The sequence below is a fragment of the Streptomyces sp. NBC_00376 genome, from assembly GCF_036077095.1.
In the GTDB taxonomy this organism is placed as follows: domain Bacteria; phylum Actinomycetota; class Actinomycetes; order Streptomycetales; family Streptomycetaceae; genus Streptomyces.
The window spans coordinates 8,921,574-8,939,048 of record NZ_CP107960.1; the positions used below are offsets into that span (position 1 = coordinate 8,921,574).

Below are 17,475 nucleotides of genomic sequence, written 5' to 3' on the forward strand. Positions count from 1 at the left end.
CAGATGGCTTCTGAACGGGTCGGTCTCAGGGTGGGCTGGGTTGTCAGCCCGTCTGGGCCGCTCGGGCGCGGTCGGAGAGGAGTCGGGTGAGGCTTTCGAGGTCTGCGCTGCTGTAGCTGCGGCTCTCGTTGTCGTTGCCGACGACGCTGGTGAGGACCGTTCCGGTGCGGACCACGGTGCTGCGGGTGGTGTGGGTGACGTAGGCGTCTCCCTGGCTCGTCGAGATCGAGAATGCTGCGACCTGGTCCCCGATCTGCGCCATGGTCAGTGAACTCGCTCCTTCTTTCCGCGCCTTGGAGGTCATCGCGTCGAAGGCCGTCTGTGCCGTGTCCTCGTCCGGGTAGGAGCGAACCAGGAACTGGGTCTCCATGCTGTAGCGCCCCAGATACTCGGCCTCGCCTTCGAAGGTGGAGCCGTCATCCTGCGAGGAGACGTCTGCGGTGGGTGCTGAGCTCTCGGTCCAGCCCGACGGCAGGCTTTTCGCGTCCGGCAGTACGTTGCGGACGGCCTCTTCATCGGCGAGTGGCATCGCACGGTCCGCATTGCCGATGCCTGCTGTGTCGTTGCCCGTTTCGTTGCTGTCGGTCCCGGTCTTCTGTTGGCCCTGCCCCGGCTCCGACCCGCCTCTGGCCTGGGAGCCTGGAGAGTCACCGTCCAGGGCTTGGATACTGCCGTAGACCAAGAGCGCCACCAAGGTCGCCAGCGCGACGCAGATCGCACCGAAGGTGGTGCGTCCCGCAGGAGTGTTGTTGAAGGTCACCGGCCCGAGCGAAATGGTGTTGCCGCGCACCCGCGACCCACCGTCGATCACCACACTGTTCTTGATGGTCTGCATGGGCGGCTCCTCGGGCGGCGGCCCGGCAAGGACCGGAGCAAGGGCCGCAGTCAACGCGTCGGCAAAGTCCTGGTCGGCCGTGACCCCGGCGTTGAGCTCGTTGTGCAGCCCTGCGACGGCAGCCGGGTCATCAGGCTGCGCGTCCACAGCTGCCAAGGCCGCCTGTCCCGATGGCGTACCGCTGAGCCGCTGCCGTACGAGGTCGGAGACGGCCTGCCCGACTCCGGTGGCCGCCGCGGTGGCTGCGCCCCCGGCAAACTCTGTTAATACTCGCACGGTCTGTGACACGAGCTCCGTTGGATCCATCGTTTCCCCCATGAGTCAGCTGTGTACATGCTAAGACCGGAGGTGGCCTCCTGTAAGTCAACTTACTGAGAAGCAAGGCGAGTTAGCTGAATCGAGCCCCTGGAATGCGTTGCCCCAGATCCTCACGGACACCGAGCGAGCACAGATTCCACGTCTACCGGCTCGCCAACGACTACGACCCGGCCAGCTACCCCGCCGCCCTGCGCAAGCCGGTCCCGCCGGTGCGCTGGCGAGGGCCGGTCACCGAGATGACCGACCTGGTCCTCTCCCGCATCGATGCCGAACGTGATCACAGGCGGCACGCTGTCGTGGCACAGGTGATCGCGGACTTGAAGAACGGCCCGTTCGCCCACGCCCCCTCCGGGCACTTCCAGGCGAACGCCGCCTGGTTCGCGCTGGCCGCTCTCGCGCACAATCTGACCCGCGCCGCCGGCGCCCTGGCGTCCGCCTTCCACGCCAAGGCCAGCACCGCAACGATCCGCGACCACCTGATCAACGTGCCGGCCCGCCTGGCCCGTTCGGCCCGGCGCCTCATCCTCCACCTGCCCGAACACTGGCCCTGGGCCAACGACTTCAACCACCTCTTCGACCTGGTGCACGCGCCACCACCCACCACCTGAGAAGCCCTGGCCACCCCGCCCGCAAGGGCCCGAGACCGCCGAACACGTGGAAGAGCTGGACAGACCAGCGGGTACTCCCTGCCCGAACGGCCAGATCATCTCGCCGACCGCCAGGACAACCCCGAAACGATCACTCCGAAATCAAGCCGGTGGATCCAGGTTCAGTCCGCCCGCACGCGACATCCTGTAGAAAGTCTTGTCCATGTATTTCCGGAGCTCTTCCGGTTTCTTCTTCAGCTCCTTGTGCTCCTCCTTCTCTTTCAGCGCATCTTCTTCCAGTTCCTTCAGTTCCTGGATCTTCTTCTTTCCTACGGCTTTCTTCCAGAACCAGTTGTCCCCCTCTTCTGCCCAAGGGAAGGCGTAGCGAGGATTTCCCAGGATGGAGAACCCCTTCTCGTCGACCTTGAAGAGGGAGAAGTCTGCCTTGATCACGGTCAGTCCCGTGGCCACGCCGGCCAATGCGACCTTCATGAGGTCCGTTGTATGGTCCAGGGCTGCGACCTTCATCACCAGAGTGTTCGCTTCTTCCTTCCTGAAGTACAGGCGAGCGAAATCTGGGGTGTCCCAATCCCAGGCATGCGGTGAATCGGGTCCTGGCTTTCCGGTGCCGGCCATGGCGGGCTCGCTTTCAGGTGCGGGACTTCATCGTGGCCCATTGCGCACGACGCCGTCAGATGGAAGACTCGGAGCGAATTTCGGTCAGGCGATCAGGGGCGGGGTGCGTTGTGAACGTTGCGATCGGAATATCAGCCTTCGGTACGACGGCGGGGATTCCTGCTGTGGAGAAGGGGGCGGCATGTTTCGCTATTGAATTATCCGAGCGATATTTTGGTGGGCCTAATGTGGGTGTATGGATGTTCACCAATAGGCCGGTGGGTATACCTGTCCCAGAGGCTGGGAAGGCAGGAAATTGGGCGAATGAATGGCTGACCCTCGAAACATTCCATGAGTTGTCGAGAGGGGAGGAGAAGGACAACGGCCTCGCGCGATTGAGGGGAGACGGTCGGCTCTTCTCCGGTACGGATGATCTGGCGCCCGTACTGAACAGGATCGCCAAGTCTTCCAGCGGGCTCAGCGGCCACACACTGGCCATGGTGATTCTGACCGGCCCGCCGCACGATGGCGCTGACTTCATACGAACGGTACGGAGGGCCGCCAGGTATCCAGTCTTTTGGGTCTTCATCGGAACCGGGCCGTCCGTCAAACCTCTGGTCCACCTCGGTGCTGTGGACACGCTCGGATCGGAGCCCGGTGACCCGGACAATTTCGTCATCGTGAAGACAAGGGACTGGTCCGCATTCACCAAGTGGCGCACGGGCCGCCGCATTCGCCGTGCTGTGACGCGTTGGCAGAAGCGGACGCCCACGGGCTGAGCGCGGGCGGTGCCGGACTGGGTTCCGCCCGCAACGGAGACGGGGGCGTCGGGCGGTCAGGAGAAGAAGGCGCTGAGTTCTGCCGGTGTGGGCATGCCGTTCTCCGTGACGATGGTGTCTTGCGGGGCGGTGGAATCGGCGTCCGAGGTGGTGCCGGGCCGGGGGGTCGGTTCCGGATAGTCGAGGGCTTCGGAGTCCTCGTCGCGGTTGACGGTGGCGAACATCCAGTTCGCCACCGTGAGGTGGTCGACGGCGTTTGCCAGGAGGTGGTCGGTCACCGACCATTCGGCGGCCTCGCCGTGGGTCCCGCGGACGAGGGCGCTGTCGCGTGGCAGGTGCTGGACGAGCACCGCGAGTCGGCGGGAGGAGAGCCGGCCGCGGTGCCAGTCGAGCAGGTCGACGCCATAGTGGCGGAGTGCTTCCGCGCCTCATATCTTGCCTCTCTGCGGGATATTTTCGAAATGTAATTCGATCACCCTAATGGCCGCTGGCCAACATAGCAGCACCCGGGGAAAGGTCAATGTCATGTTGACGCACGACCGTTCCCCGGGTACCTCACGCCAGCCCACCCAAGAGGAGTGCTGGGCTAACTTCTGGCGCATCGTCGGCGAGGAGGCTTACCGCATCTGGCTCGCCAAGCAGCCCACCGAAGACCGAGCCGACTAGCCTCGATCTTTCTTGATGGGCCGTCGACGAAGTCGGCGGCCTGTTTCGTTGGGTGTCGGCGTACAAGTGAACGTGCACCACCACGTACGGATGAGAGTGCACCATTCTTGATGCGTTGAAAGGCCGTGGCCGGGAGCCTGCTGTCGTCGGTTGAGGATCGGCGGAGGGCGGCTTGCAGTGGTGTTAGATCCGCATCGGTGGCTGGAGCTGAGGCGGTTTCGCGGGCTGTACGAGTCCGGTGCGATGAGCCTGCGGGAGATCGCGAAGGAGACCGGGCTGAACCGTCGCACGGTCGCCAAGTACCTGTCGGGTGAGGTGCCGGTTGCGCCGCCGAAGAGGGCGGCGAACGGTCAGCCGCGTCAGCGGGTGGTGGACGAGGTCGCGCCGCTGATCGATGCGATGCTGCGGGCGGAGATCCTGCTCAAGGGGGCGGTGATCCACGAGCGGCTGGTGGCGGAGTACGGGTTCACCGGCAACTACCAGCGCGTGAAGATGTACTTGCAGGAGGCCAGGCCGCGGGTCGCGGAGGAACTGGGCATCAGCCCGCGTGAGCTGGCCGGGCTGCACCGCCGGTTCGAGGTGGTGCCCGGAGCTCAGGCCCAGGTGGACTGAGGTGACGAGGGCAAGATCCTCGCCCATGTCGGGACCCCGAAGGTCTACTCGTTCCACATGACGCTGTCCTACTCGCGGGACCCGTTCTGCTGCTTCACCACCAGCCAGGACCTGGCCACGTTCTTCGACTGCCACCGTCAGGCGTTTGCCCACTTCGGCGGTGTCCCGATGTCGATCGTCTACGACCGGACCAAGACCGTGGTCCGTCGGCATGTCGCCCCTGGTGAGGCCGTTCCTCTGCATCCGGAGGCGGTCGCATTCGCCGGTCACTACGACTTCGATCCCGATGTCCTGGCCGCATACAGGCCCACTGGAAAGGGCCGGGTCGAGCGCCAGGTCCTGATCGTCCGCGACCACGTCCTGGCCGGACGCGCCTTCTCCTCCACCGAGGAACTGGACTCCGCGTTCACTGCCTGGGTTCCGCTGCGGCGGGCCAAGGTCCACGGCACCCACGGCGAGGTCATCGGTCTGCGAGCGGTCCGTGATCACATGGCTCTCCGCCCACTGCCGGCTACTCCATATGTGGTCGCCCAGCGGCATCTCCGCTACGTCGGCAAGGACTGCCTCGTCGCTTTCGAAGCGAACCTCTACTCGGTGCCAGCTCTACGGATCCGCCCGTGGCAGCTGGTCGAGGTCAGGGCCACGAAGTCCCAGGTCACCCTCCATGCCACCACACCCGACCGCCAGGGAGAGACCCTGCTGGCCACCCACCCGCGGGCAGTTGGCCGCGGTGCCAGGGTCGTGGACGAGCGGCACTGGGATGGTCTGCCCACCGGAGCCGGCCGCCGCGTCACGGCGGGCGGAGACTTGCCCGCACCCCGCCAGCAGAACCGCGGGTCGGAGGCGGGATCGCTGTTGGCCTTGCTGAACCGGGCGGCGGCCACCCAGGTCGAGGTCGGCCGACGGCCGTTGTCGGTCTATGACGAGCTGACCGGCACCCGCCCCTTCACCACCCACCCAAGCACGAAGGAATCGTCTTGAGCGAGCTGGTCTCCACCCGCATCCGCAACACGGCCGGCAAGCTGGGCCTGCCCCACCTGGCCGAGGCTCTGACCCAGTACGCGCAGCGGGCCGATGAGGCCAAGATGGGCTACCTCGACTTCATCGACCTGGTTTTGTCCGAAGAACTCGCCGTCCGGGACGACCGCCGCTTCCGCCAGGGCCTGCGGCTGTCGAAGCTGCCGCATCACAAAACGCTCGATGATTATGATTTCTCGTTCCAGCCCGAGCTCGACCCCCGCAAGGTCAAGGACCTTGCCACCCTCTCGTTCGTCGAGGCCAAGGCCAACGCTGCCCTGCTCGGGCCGCCGGGGGTGGGCAAGACACACATCGCCGTCGCTCTCGCGGTCGCGGCCTGCCGGGCCGGCTACTCGATCTACTTCACCAGCCTCGACGACATGGTCCGCAACCTCACCGCCGCCGAATCCGCAGGGCGCCTGACCAGCAAACTCGGCAGCTACCTGCGGCCAGCCGTCCTTGTTCTGGACGAGGTCGGCTACCAGCCCCTCGCTCGCGCCGAGGCGAACTTGGTCTTCCAGGTGATCTCTAAGCGCTACGAAAAGGGCTCGATCATCCTGACCTCGGACAAGACCTTCAGCGAATGGGGACAGGTGTTCGGCGACGAGGTCTTGGCCACGGCCATCCTCGACCGGCTCCTCCACCACTGCGGAGTCATCTCAATCAACGGCCCAAGCTACCGCCTCAAGAACCGACTTGCCGCGATCGAACGAGAGCGAGACGACTCAGCCTGAAGATCCCGCCACCGGACCGGCCTTGACCTGCCAAGATGCCGAACTGGGCATCTCGGACGCCCTCGTCATCGGCCACCCTGGCCCCGCAGCCTCCAACCGATCAGACGCCGTGCTCTTCATCGGCCCTCTCCAGAGCGCTGATCGTCCGGCGGCGCCAACGTGTGACGGCAGCAATGGCGATCACCCCGCCCAGCAAGCTCACCAGCGGAACACCCCAGGCTGCGGCCATGAACAACGTCCCGAGCGATTCCATGACACCCCCTCCACTCCAAGGGAGCGTACTCGGCCTCGGAACGGCTTTGGGCTGGACCAGGTAGGCAAGACTGGTGCACAGATCTCCGTACCTGGTGGAGCACTCTCACGAGTACGCCGACAGGGAGCAAAGAAGGCCCTGCAGGAGATCTACAACACCGAAGACCGGGCCCACGCCGAACAGGCGGCGAAGCAGTTCGCGAAGGACTACGGGGCGAAGTGGCCCAAGGCCGCGGAGAAGATCACCAGCGACCTGGACGAACTGCTGGCGTTCTACGACTTCCCGGCCGAGCACTGGATCCATCTGCGGACCACGAACCCGATCGAGTCCACGTTCGCCACCGTCCGGCTGCGGACCAAGGTCACCCGCGGTGCCGGCAGCCCGGCCGCCGCCCTGGCGATGGTGTTCAAGCTCGTCGAGTCCGCCCAGGAACGCTGGCGCGCGGTCACCGGAGCCCACCTGGTCGCCCTGGTCCGCTCCGGCGCGAAGTTCGAGAACGGCGTCCTGGTCGAGCGTTCTGAGAGGATCGCAGCATGACCGGCCAACGCCACGCCGCCACCGAATCCCACCGGCCCTTTGCTGAACCGGTCCGGCTCGACCTGTCCGATCCCGACACCCTGCGTCATCTGTGGGACCTTCAGCGGGCCTCCTACGCGGTCGAAGCCCGGCTCACCGGCTTCGACGGCATCCCGCCCCTGCACGAGTCCCTTGAGCAGTTGCGCGCGTGTGACGAGTCCTTCCTCGGGGTTCGCGACGAGTTGAGACTTGTCGGAGCGGTCGCCTGGACCCGCTTGTCGAATGGTGCTCTGGACATCTGCCGCCTCGTGGTCCATCCCGTCGCGCATCGCCGCGGCGTCGCAACGGCACTGCTCGACGCTCTGGACTCGATCGAGCCTGCGGAACTGACCGTCGTCTCCACCGGAACCGCCAACCTGCCTGCGGTCGCGCTCTATCGTCAGCGCGGATTCATACCAGTCGGCGAGCGCCAAGTCGCGCCCGGCGTCACGGTCACACTGCTGGAACGTAAGAACGCATCAGCATCTCAGTCAATCCACAACTCTTGACAATTGCTCCCCGCTTGACCGTGGTGTTCATGCTCGGCACAAGCGTCGGACTCACCGGACTGCTCGCCAAGGACACCTCCGGCGCGACCGGCCTGCCGTCGGCGCTGGGCTGGGATGATTACCTGCCTGGCAAGCGTCGTCGCGGTGGCACTGCTGTGGGGAAGGCCGCGAGGCAGACTTCTAGCGGTATGCGACGCGGCCGCGCACCGATCGCCCCCGCGGTGCTCCCCCCATCCTCCGGATCGGTAGAGGGCACGGCGTGACGTGCTGATCACGGGGTCCGTTTCTGCGTCGCTGTCTCCAGCGCCTTCCTCAGCTCAACCTGTCCCGTCGTCAGTCCGGCCAGAGCAGTCGCTGGAAGCACTGAACAGCTCAGACGGATGGGCAGTGGGGCACGCTGACACAGGGTCAGGCGCGGCGTGACGGCGCCAGGCCGGCCTCGTACGCGACGATGGCCGCCTCTACTCGGTTGCGCGCGCCCAGCTTCGAGAGCACTGCGCTGACGTGGGCCTTCACCGTGCCTTCGACCAGGTGCAGACTGCTTGCGATCTCTGCGTTGGACTGCCCGGCCCCGAGTCCGGCCAGTACCTGGCGCTCCCGTTCCGTGAGCCGTTCCAGCGAGCGGTGGGGGTGTGCCGCCCTGTGGGCGCGCATCCCGGTGATGACGCGGCCGGCGACTCTGGGGGACAGGCAGGCGCCACCGGCGCCCACCGCCCGCACGCCGTTGAGGAGTTCCCTCGGGTCGTCGGCCTTCAGCAGGAAGCCGTCGGCGCCTTCCTCCAGGGCGCGGGTGATGTACTCGTCCTGGCCGAAGGTGGTCAGCATGATCACACCCACCGTGGCCAGCTCCCGGTGGAGCCGCGCGACCGCCGTCAGCCCGTCCATGCCGGGCATCTGGATGTCCAACAGGACCACGTCCGGCCGGTGCCGGCGAGTGAGCGCGATGGCCTCGTGCCCGTTGCTCGCCTCGGCGACCACTTCGACGTGCGGATCCCTGGCCAGGACGGCCAGCACGCCGGCTCGGACCATCGCCTCGTCGTCGGCCACAAGGACCCGGACCTGGCGGCTGCTGGGTGTCGTCTCTTCCACGCGGCGAGCCTACGGCCGGTGCGCCACCGCGCGGACGTCGAGTGCCGCAGATCCGCCCGGGGACGGAGGGCACCCCTGACGAAAGTCAGGACGCCGCTGCCGTTCGACCGATGGGAGTGGGCGCCACGGACTTCTAGCGTCGCTTCCGTACAGGAAACGAGGCAGCCGCTCCGGGCCGACCGCACGTCGATGTGCGCCCCCGTCACCTTTCGCGAGCTGTACTCCGCGGTCCGTAACCGACACGAAGGAATTCCGTGATCACCCTCCGAGGACTGACCAAACGCTACGGCGACACCCTTGCCGTGGACGAGCTGACATTCGATGTCCGGGCCGGTCGCGTGACCGGCTTCCTCGGCCCCAACGGGGCCGGGAAGTCCACCACCATGCGCATGATTCTGGGCCTGGACCATCCCACGCGCGGGCGAGCCCTGATCGCCGGGCGCCCCTATGCGGACCTGCGCAGGCCGCTGTGCTCGGTCGGTGCGATGCTGGATGCCCGGGCCGTCCACCCGGCTCGTTCCGGCCGCACGCATCTGGTCACCCAGGCCCGGTCGAACGGTATCTCGCTGCGCCGCGTGGACGAGGTGCTGGAGCGGGTGGGCCTGGCCAAGGCGGCCTGTCGGCCTGCGGGCACGTACTCGCTCGGAATGAGCGGGCGGCTCGGGGTGGCGGGTGCCCTGCTCGGCGATCCGCCGGTGCTCGTCCTGGATGAGCCGGTCAACGGCCTCGACCCGGACGGCGTGCGGTGGATTCGCGGGCTCGTCCGGGACCAGGCGGCGGAGGGACGCACCGTGTTTCTCTCCAGCCATCTGATGAGCGAGATGCAGCTGACGGCCGACCATCTCGTCGTCATCGGACGCGGGCGGCTGCTGAGCGACACCTCCATGACCGAGTTCCTGGCTGCTGCCTCTCCCGCGTCGGCGCGCGCCGTGGTGCCCGACGCCGAGGAGAGAGCGACGCTGGTGCGGCGTCTGATGGCGGCTGACGCGGTGAGCGTCGAGTCCTCCGGGACCGGCGAACTCACCGTCGAGGGTCGCACCGCGGCCGAGGTCGGCGACCTGGCCCATCACTGCCGAGTCCGGTTGCACCAGCTGAGCGACGTCCAGGTCTCGCTGGAGCAGGCGTACATGGAACTGACCGCACGCAGCGTCGAGTACACGACGGGCAGCAGTGCTGCGGGCATGACCGCCGCCTCCGCGGCTCCGAACGAAGGGGGACGACAGTGACCGTCCCGACGACACCCGTCAGGCGGACGGGCCTGCCGCGGGCCGTCCCTGACACTCCTGGCCGGGGCGCACCGGGAGGTTTCGCCGGGGCCGTCGCCGCCGAATGGACCAAACTGTGGTCCGTCCGAGGTCCCTATCTGTGTCTTCTGGCGGGCCTTGCGATCACCGGTGTCTTCACCTACTACTACGCCTCGATCGCCCGCATCAACGAGCATCCGATGCAGCCTGTCGGGAGCGCGGCGGCCTCCTCCGCCGTCCTCGTCCAGTTCACCGTCGTCGTCCTGTCCACGGTCGCGGTCACCTCCGAGTACTCGACGGGCAGCGTGCGGGCTTCCCTGCTGTCGGTGCCCCGCCGGCATCGGGCCCAGGGCGCGAAGGCGCTGGTGGTGGCCGTGGTCGCGTTCGTCGCTGGCACCACGTTCGCCGTCGTGGGTACGGCGGTTGCCTGGGTGGGGTTCGACGGGCGGGCCTCCTACGCGGCCGGCCCGAGCCTTCTGCAGGTCCTCGCGGTGGGCCTCTACGAGGCGTTGGTCGCTGTGCTGAGTGTCGGGGTGGCGTTCGCCACGCGTCATCCGGCAGGCGCTCTCTCGATCCTTGTCACACTCCTGTGGGCACTGCCGAGCATCATCCTGGGACTGGGAGGCCCGACGCTCTCGGACGTCAACGATCGTCTGCCGCATGGTGCAGGGAACCATTTCATGCGTCTCGGGGCCGAGGCGCCGTACCCGCCGGTGACGGCGGTCCTGATCGTGGCGGCGTGGGCCGCGACCGCGCACCTGATCGGCCTGTACGTGCTACGTCGACGAGACGCCTGACCCTGCCTCCGGTGGCGGCCCGAAACCCTCGCCCGGCCCACTCTCTCGCCAGGCGTCCGGGCCCGTCCCACAGAATCGACCCGGAAAGGTGAGGCCATGTACCAGAAGGACGGTCGACGCACCATGCCGTACATACACATGCCCCCAGTCAGACTCGTGTGCGGTGATGTGGCCCTGTGGAGCGTGCTCGCCGCTGCCACCGGCTACGGGTTCCGAGACGCGGGCGCAGCGGCATCGCCGCTCCAGGACCTGTGTCTCCCGTTGGCCGTCCTGGCGGTGGCCGTGCCGCTGTCCCGCCGCCGGCCGGGGACCGCAGTCGTCCTGGTCAACGCACTGTGCGCGCTGGGCATGGCCGACCCGGCGACCCCCGCCAACGCCCATGTCCTCTCGCTGGCCGCCCTGAGCTGTCTGCTGGGGGCCCGCGTCGCCGCGGCACGACGCCCGCTCCTGGTGCTGGCCTGCTGCCTTGCAGCCGATCTCGCGACGTGCGCGGTGCTGCGGACACAGGCCGTGTGGTGGTTCTACGCACTGACCGTGCTGCCCGCCGCTCTCCTGCTGCCCTGGCTGGCCGGACGGCACTGGAGCGGCCGGCGCGAACTGGTCCGGGAAGGCTGGCGGCTGGCCCGGAGCCTGGAGGAGCGCCAGCACCTGGTTGCGGAGCGGGCGCGGCTGACCGAACGCGCGGACATCGCGGCCGACATGCACGACTCTCTCGGGCACGCGCTGAGCCTGGTCGCCCTGCGTGCCGGTGCCCTGGAACTTTCTCCCGACCTCACCGACCGCGACCGCGCCGATCTCGCGGAGCTGCGCGGGACGATCGCGGACGCCGTGGAGCAACTGCGCGAGACCGTCGCAGTTTTGCACGACCCGGCCGGAACGGAACCGGGTGCGGGTCTGCCCGTCCCCGACACTGTCGAGGACCTACTCGGGCGGGCGGTCGCCTCCGGGGTGCCGGTGCGCTGGGAGCAGCACGGGGCGATGCCCGTGCTGTCCCCCTTGGTCCAACGGGGCATGTACCGGGCGGTGCAGGAGTCACTCACCAACGCGGTGAAGCACGCGTCGGACGGTGAGATCAGGGTGCGGATCTCACACGAGGCTGACCGTACCCGCGTGAGCGTCGTGAACGCCGCTGCGCCGGCTGACCGGCCAGCGCTCGCGGCCGAAGGCCCGATGGTCGGCGCCGGTGGCCGAGGTCTGACGGGGCTTCGGGAGCGGGTGACAGTACTCGGCGGTTCCTTGTGGACCGGCCCGTACCAGGGCGGATTCCGCGTCATCGCGGTCTTCCCGCACCAGGTCGCGGCCTGCCCAGGGACGCCGATGTCACAACCGGGGGTGGCGCCCGCACTCCCCAGGCTGCGCGCAGGGGCCGCTCGCCCGGCCCCGGGTACGGACACCGTCGTACCGGAGTCCGTCAAGCGGCTCGCCTCCGTACGGAATGCCGCCCGTCGCCGCTCCGTCGCCGCCTTCGTGGCTCCTGTCGTCGCAGCTGCCTTCTTCGTACCCTCAGCCGTCTACCTGGCCTGGCAGTTGACAACCAGCGTGCTGCCGCCGTCCCGGTTCGACGAGCTGACCATCGGCCGCCCGCGTGCCGAACTCGCTCCCTTGCTGCCGGCCTACGCCTACCCCTACCCGCCCGACCGTGCCCGTTCCGCGCCCCAACCGCCTGGCACCCGCTGCGAGTTCTACCGATCCGGCCGCGACCTGTTGACCGAGGTCGACCTCTATCGGCTCTGCTGGTCAGGCAACACGCTGGCGACGAAGGACACCGTGCCCGCAAGCCCGCCGACAGTCCCGCGGCCACCTTCCGCACCGTCGAGGAGGAGCTGAACCGAAACAATCCAGGACTGGCGGAGATCATTGCCGACCGGCAGGTCGAGCTACGTTGAGTGAGAGGACGAGAACCACGTGGATGTGTATGAAGCCGTGGATGGTCGCCGGGCCGTGCGGGCGTTCAGCGACGAGCCGGTGTCCCAGGAGGTTCTCGAACGAGTGCTGACCGCAGCGACGCGGGCTCCGTCGAGTGGGAACCTCCAGCCATGGCATGTCTACGTCGTGGCCGGCGAGCCCCTGGCCGAACTGAAGCGGCGCGCGACGGCCAGGGCACTGGCGGGCGACCCGGGCGACGAGCGGGAGTACCCGATGTACCCAGCCGAACTGGCCTCGCCGTATATGGACCGCTTCGCTGCCGCGGCCGCCCAGCGGTACGAAGCGTTGGGCATCGAGCGCGACGACCCCGACCGGCCCATGAAGATCGCCGCCTTGAACTCGGAGGCGTTCGGGGCGCCGCTCGTGCTGTTCTGCTACCTCGACCGGACGATGGGCCCGGGGCAGTGGGCGGACGCGGGGATGTATTTGCAGACGGTCATGCTGTTACTGAGGGCGGAAGGGCTGCACAGCTGCCCCCAGGTGATGTGGACGATGTATCGCAAGACCGTCAGCCAGATAGTCGGGGCCGACGACAGGCTCGTGCTGCTCTGCGGTGTCTCGGTGGGATTCGAGAAGGAAGGCGCGCCACCGCTGCGCACCGGGCGGGCAGACATGACGGAAACCGTGAACTTCATCGGAATATGACTATCGGACAGTCGAGGTCCGCAGGATCAGCAGGCGCGACCGTCGATCGTAGACGAAGAGCTTCGGATGTTCGGGGGTCCCGAACACGTGCCAGGTGTCCATGGAGCAGTCGTCGACGGACGCATCCACCTCCTGGGACCACGGTCCGGCACCCGGGTCGTACCCCCAGGTTCCGGTGCCGGAGCACTTGTGCACCTCGGGATCGAAGCCGAGCGTCTCGACGCGGGTCGCCGTGGCTTTGCCGTCTGCTGTGAGGATGAGCGTGCCTCCCTTCCCGTCGGACCGTGTCCCGGCGACCCGTTCCGCGCTCCGCTGCGGAGGCTCCTACCCGATCCCGGCGGCGTACAGGCCGATGCTGGCGAGCGTGCCGGCGGTGACGACAGCGAGCGTCCCGTACAACGCCACCCACCCGAACATCGCGCCGCCGGAGAGCTGCGGGCGGTCCGGCAGCAGTAGCCTGCGGGCGACCAGCGGCGGAGCGGCGAGCGCCGCCGTCACAGCGAGCCACCCGCCGAGACCCCCCAGGAGGCCGGTTTCTCCGAGTACCGCCGCGGCCAGGAAGGGCAGGGCAGTTGCGGTGGCCGCCAGCGCCGGGATCCACCACCACGCCTCGCGCCCCGAGAGCCTACGGCCGAGCCATCCGCCCAGGACCAGGAGCGGCATCACGACGCCGACCGTCAGCAGGGCGCAGAGGACAGCTTCGGCCGCCGCAACAAATGGCGCCAGCACGATCAGCCCCATCGCGTTGTAGGGATGGTCCGGGCTCGCCTGGGTCAGCCCCCATACGAAGAGCGCGATCGTCCCGATCACCGCCTCGACGAACAGCATCGACGTCGAAGCCGTCAGCACCGCGCCGAACCTGTCCCTTACGCGCGCCTGCCTCTGCCCCGGATCCTGCATTTCTGAACGCATTCAAATCCCCTCCCGCCCCGTATCCTCCTCCGTGCGGGGCGCGTCTGTGCAACCGGGTTCCTTCGACGGGCGCTGTCCCGCACCGGAGCTGAGGCCGGGAGCAGGCAAACCCCTCCACACCGGGAGGTACCGGCGGCGAACTACTCGGGCCGGGCGACAACGCGGACGGGCCGCGCCGACGGGATGGACTGCCCCGCGAGGCATTCGGCTCTTGGCAGACAGCGAGGCACAACGCCTACCAGCGCATACCAAGCTGATCGAGGTCTGCGTGGCGTTGCTCGGTGAGCTTGTGGGCGCGTTTGCGGACGTTGTCGAGCCAGGTGCCCAGCCGTACGGTCACAGGCTCTCCAGCGCCTGCTTGACGGCTTGCTGGGCCCGTCGTCCCCTCTGCTGCTCCTTCCAGGTGTTCGACGTGTTTGCGGGGTACGCGTAGGTGTCCTTCCCGGGCGTGGTACTGCCGTGCCGCTGCGAGGTTGAGGGCCCACATGGTGTCCTGCGTCCGTTTCACCGGCCGTTCTGTCTCTTCGGCGGGTTCGATTCCGAGGACGTTTTCCAGGAGCCATTGCTGTGCGGGCAGGAGCTGTTCCCACCCGTGCCGCTGCGCGGTGACCCACCTTCCGAGGTCTTCTCCTTGCACGATCACTTTGTCGGCCGTCACCGGCAGGGCCCCGCCGTCCTGGAGGAGGTTCTGGATGAGCCGGAAGCACCGCTGCCACCCGGTGTCCCATACCGGGCACCATCCCGGGTCGATCTCGTCCAGCGCTGCGCGCCGTGCCTCGGTCGACGCACCCGCACTGCTCTCGACAGCCAGGCCGGCCTCACGGCGTTCCGCGTTCGTGTCCGCGGTCCGGGCGGCGAATCGCTGGTTCTTGGTCCAGGTCCCGACCGGGTATCCGTCCCAGACCGCGGTGACGGGCGGCAACAGGTGACCGTGCACGGCCGCCCAGGCGCGGGCGGCTGTGAGGCCTTCCTCGAACGCAACGTCCTGATGGGACCACACCATCCCCAGCCCATCGAGCTGTTCCACCCGCCCCGCATCCAGACGCCCCACTTTGTGGGATTTCCGCTGGTCGGCGAGCCAGGTCCCCAGCGGGAACCCGGCCGGCACCCAGTCATCAGGGGTGACGTAGTCGTACGGCACCCGCAACTGCCCTGCCCCGGTCTCCTTCACATACCGAACGCATGCCTGGATACCACGCCGCCAGAACGTGTTCTCCGGCTCGATCACCCGCAGCTTCACGAACCGCGCCAGCAACGCAGGATCCCGGGGCGTGCTGAACTTCAGCAGCTCCTGCGCAGGCGTGCTCGGTCCCCGCTCACCCTCCGACACTTCCCGCTCAGCTACCGCCTCGCCTACCTCGGCACCCTCCGGGAGCCAACTCCCACTCCGGACACGAGGATCCGCCAGGTGCTCGATCGTTTCGGTGTCGTGCGCCCGCAGCGCTGAGAGAACCTTCGCCAGGGCTCCATAGGCATCCGAGGTCAGCATTTCGTCCGGTGTTTCACCCGGAGCGAGGAATACCGGAACAATCAGAGAAGCAATTTTCCCTTGACCAGGCTTGATTCTCAGGGCACGTCCGACCATTTGCACGATATCGATCATCGACCCCCGCGCATCACAGAAAGCGACGGAATCACAATTCGCCGTATCGACACCCTCGCCCAGCACCTTCACCGAGCTCAGCACCCGCAACGCCGCCGGCACCGGCCTTTTCCCCGACCGCTGCCCACTCCTGCCGTGCCCGCCGCCCCTGCCATCCCTGCTGCGCCCCTCGACGCCACCCTCGACCAGTTGCGCCTGACCCTGCGCCTGACCCTGGTTCTCGATGGTGTCGGAGGCGAACTCCTCCAGCACAGCCCGCCGGTGGGCGGGCGAGTGTTCGCCATACAGCCAGTCGGCCCATACCCGCTCCGGCTCCGGATAGCGTCGCGGATCGTCTTCCCACAGCTTCCGGGCCGCATCCACCACACCGGTGGCCATGGCTTCGGCTTCACTGACCCGGCTGTGGAACGTCAACACCTTCCGCAGGTTCTCCTCGGCGGCCGCGGTCACGAGCCCGGTCTGCAGCGCCGCGAGCCGTGCCCCGCGTGCGGCGTCCGACCCGTACCCGGCTTCCTCGCGCAGCTGATGGAACTCAGGGTCGGAGATGTCGACGCACACCACCTGGTACGGGGCCACCAGGCCCCGGCTCACAGCTTGTGAGAGCGTCAGTTTGTACGCCACCGGCCCGAACACCCGCGACCCCGGATCCATGCTCGCGATCAACCGCGGCTCACCCGACTCACCACCCTGAGCATGCTCGGGCGCTTCCCAGATCCGGGCCGTGGCGGTCATGTACAAACGGCGGGTCGCCGGGATCCGCACCTGGTCGTGCACCGCGGCCCACGGCTTACCCGCGTACCCACTGGTGCGGTGCGCCTCGTCGACGACCATCAGGTCCCACGCACCAAGGCCGACTGTATGGGCGTTCTGGAGGATGCCGAGTCCGACGGCGGCGTACGTGGCGAACACCGTGACCCGCTCCAGCCCCCTTACCCAGGAGACGAGTTCGCCAGGGTCGGTCGTGCACGGCACACCGTCGGAGTCGTCGGCCCGGAGAGAGCAGACCCCGACCATTGCCCCTGTACGGCCTCCTTCCCGCCATGCGGCCGCGGTCTGGGTCAGCAGATCCAGTGTCGGCACCAGGACCAGGACATGCCGCGCGCCGAGTTTCTCGGCGGCCGCGACGGCGATCAGGGTCTTCCCGGAGCCGGTCGCGGCGATCACCTGGGTCCGCAGCCCCTCGGCCGGCAGGTGCCCGCTCGCAGGCGTCTGCAAGCCCCTCAGAACCGCGTCGACCGCCTCCACCTGATGCGGAAACAACTCCTTCAGCGTCACCAGAACTTCCTCTCCTCAACCGCTTCAGACATATTTCCAAGCCAGAAAAGACCCGGATCCCTGTGCAGCAACATGCATTTTTCAGCGACAACCAAGCACAGACAATCGACCCCAGGGACAGCGGCAGGGTGTCGGCTCCCACTCCTTAATCTAGCTGGGCATTAAGAGTGACGCACACCGACAGTAGAAGTGTTTCCGAACCGCTAGTCTGTCATCTGCGCAGGACCGCCCCTGCCAGCCCCTGAACCCTCCTGACAGGGACTCAAGGGACCAGAGAACGGGCAGGAAGCCCCGGTCCTCACGACCCGTCACCGAACATCCCAGCAAGACCACCCCCAACTCATGGCCCGCCACCCGGATCGCGGAGCGATCCGGGCCGCAATCAACGAAGTTGACTGACCGGGCCACGGAGTGGACCGGCAACCCCGGACGAAGTCCGGGAACAACGCACGGAGTGCGTTGTCGTCTTCCGCCGCGTAGCGGCGGCGCGTCGTGTCTGCGGAG

Annotated in this window: 15 protein-coding genes and 1 pseudogene; 10 read left to right on the forward strand and 6 right to left on the reverse strand. The window is 67.5% G+C overall.

Annotation, left to right across the window (positions count from 1 at the left end; all coding sequences use genetic code 11):
* Positions 1 to 43: 43 nt before the first annotated feature.
* Entirely contained in the window at positions 44 to 1,123 is a 1,080-nt protein-coding gene (locus tag OG842_RS40235) for a hypothetical protein (protein ID WP_328512639.1), read from the reverse strand.
* Positions 1,124 to 1,245: 122 nt separating this feature from the next.
* On the opposite strand from OG842_RS40235, the gene OG842_RS40245 reads away from it, so the two are divergent.
* Positions 1,246 to 1,761 (forward strand): transposase, encoded by a 516-nt coding sequence (locus tag OG842_RS40245; RefSeq protein ID WP_443064046.1) that lies wholly within the window; start codon positions 1,246 to 1,248, stop codon positions 1,759 to 1,761.
* A gap of 141 nt (positions 1,762 to 1,902) precedes the next feature.
* Here OG842_RS40245 and OG842_RS40250 read toward each other — a convergent pair whose 3' ends face one another.
* Both OG842_RS40250 and OG842_RS40255 read right to left on the reverse strand, forming a co-directional pair.
* A complete protein-coding gene (locus tag OG842_RS40250) occupies positions 1,903 to 2,376 on the reverse strand; it encodes a hypothetical protein (RefSeq protein WP_328512640.1) in 474 nt (157 codons plus the stop codon).
* Between the two features lie 814 nt (positions 2,377 to 3,190).
* Entirely contained in the window at positions 3,191 to 3,484 is a 294-nt protein-coding gene (locus OG842_RS40255) for a hypothetical protein (RefSeq protein ID WP_328512641.1), read from the reverse strand.
* A 496-nt stretch (positions 3,485 to 3,980) separates the two neighbouring features.
* Here OG842_RS40255 and OG842_RS45440 point away from each other — a divergent pair, with 496 nt between their 5' ends.
* From OG842_RS45440 to OG842_RS40275, 5 genes and pseudogenes are all read left to right on the forward strand, one after another.
* On the forward strand, positions 3,981 to 4,412 hold the full coding sequence (locus OG842_RS45440) for a hypothetical protein (protein WP_443064047.1): 432 nt from the start codon (positions 3,981 to 3,983) through the stop codon (positions 4,410 to 4,412).
* A gap of 15 nt (positions 4,413 to 4,427) precedes the next feature.
* Positions 4,428 to 5,393, forward strand: coding sequence for a Mu transposase domain-containing protein (locus OG842_RS40260; protein WP_443064087.1), 966 nt, complete (start codon positions 4,428 to 4,430; stop codon positions 5,391 to 5,393).
* Positions 5,390 to 6,163 carry an IS21-like element helper ATPase IstB gene (istB, locus tag OG842_RS40265; RefSeq protein ID WP_328512642.1) on the forward strand — a complete coding sequence of 258 codons (774 nt, stop codon included), beginning with the start codon at positions 5,390 to 5,392 and terminating at the stop codon, positions 6,161 to 6,163. The genes OG842_RS40260 and istB overlap by 4 nt, the downstream gene beginning before the upstream one ends.
* Before the next feature lie 352 nt (positions 6,164 to 6,515).
* A pseudogene (locus OG842_RS40270) lies at positions 6,516 to 6,953 on the forward strand (transposase); the annotation flags it as partial.
* Positions 6,950 to 7,480: a GNAT family N-acetyltransferase gene (locus tag OG842_RS40275; RefSeq protein ID WP_328512643.1), complete on the forward strand. Its 531-nt coding sequence runs from the start codon at positions 6,950 to 6,952 to the stop codon at positions 7,478 to 7,480. The pseudogene OG842_RS40270 and the gene OG842_RS40275, both read left to right, overlap by 4 nt.
* A gap of 408 nt (positions 7,481 to 7,888) precedes the next feature.
* On the opposite strand, the gene OG842_RS40280 is transcribed toward OG842_RS40275, so the two are convergent.
* On the reverse strand, positions 7,889 to 8,569 hold the full coding sequence (locus OG842_RS40280) for a response regulator transcription factor (RefSeq protein WP_328512644.1): 681 nt from the start codon (positions 8,567 to 8,569) through the stop codon (positions 7,889 to 7,891).
* 254 nt (positions 8,570 to 8,823) lie between these two features.
* Here OG842_RS40280 and OG842_RS40285 point away from each other — a divergent pair, with 254 nt between their 5' ends.
* The 4 genes from OG842_RS40285 (at position 8,824) to OG842_RS40300 (ending at position 13,181) form a co-directional block, all read left to right on the forward strand.
* A complete protein-coding gene (locus OG842_RS40285; RefSeq protein WP_328512645.1) occupies positions 8,824 to 9,795 on the forward strand; it encodes an ATP-binding cassette domain-containing protein in 972 nt (323 codons plus the stop codon).
* Entirely contained in the window at positions 9,792 to 10,610 is an 819-nt protein-coding gene (locus tag OG842_RS40290) for an ABC transporter permease (protein ID WP_328512646.1), read from the forward strand. Before OG842_RS40285 ends, OG842_RS40290 begins: the two co-directional genes overlap by 4 nt.
* Positions 10,611 to 10,733: 123 nt before the next feature.
* Positions 10,734 to 12,437, forward strand: a complete 1,704-nt coding sequence (locus tag OG842_RS40295) for a sensor histidine kinase (protein ID WP_328512701.1) — start codon at positions 10,734 to 10,736, stop codon at positions 12,435 to 12,437.
* Between the two features lie 78 nt (positions 12,438 to 12,515).
* Positions 12,516 to 13,181 carry a nitroreductase gene (locus tag OG842_RS40300; RefSeq protein WP_328512647.1) on the forward strand — a complete coding sequence of 222 codons (666 nt, stop codon included), beginning with the start codon at positions 12,516 to 12,518 and terminating at the stop codon, positions 13,179 to 13,181.
* 324 nt (positions 13,182 to 13,505) lie between these two features.
* On the opposite strand, the gene OG842_RS40305 is transcribed toward OG842_RS40300, so the two are convergent.
* Together OG842_RS40305 and OG842_RS40310 are read right to left on the reverse strand one after the other, a co-directional pair.
* Positions 13,506 to 14,030, reverse strand: a complete 525-nt coding sequence (locus OG842_RS40305; RefSeq protein ID WP_328512648.1) for a hypothetical protein — start codon at positions 14,028 to 14,030, stop codon at positions 13,506 to 13,508.
* A gap of 298 nt (positions 14,031 to 14,328) precedes the next feature.
* Positions 14,329 to 16,971: a DEAD/DEAH box helicase gene (locus OG842_RS40310; RefSeq protein ID WP_266726416.1), complete on the reverse strand. Its 2,643-nt coding sequence runs from the start codon at positions 16,969 to 16,971 to the stop codon at positions 14,329 to 14,331.
* Positions 16,972 to 17,475 lie beyond the last annotated feature (504 nt).

Coding starts and splice junctions, on each gene's coding strand:
- OG842_RS40245 (WP_443064046.1), top strand. CDS start 1,246: ATGCGTTGCCCCAGATCCTCACGGACACCGAGCGAGCACAGATTCCAC.
- OG842_RS40250 (WP_328512640.1), bottom strand. CDS start 2,376: ATGGCCGGCACCGGAAAGCCAGGACCCGATTCACCGCATGCCTGGGAT.
- OG842_RS40275 (WP_328512643.1), top strand. CDS start 6,950: ATGACCGGCCAACGCCACGCCGCCACCGAATCCCACCGGCCCTTTGCT.
- OG842_RS40295 (WP_328512701.1), top strand. CDS start 10,734: ATGCCGTACATACACATGCCCCCAGTCAGACTCGTGTGCGGTGATGTG.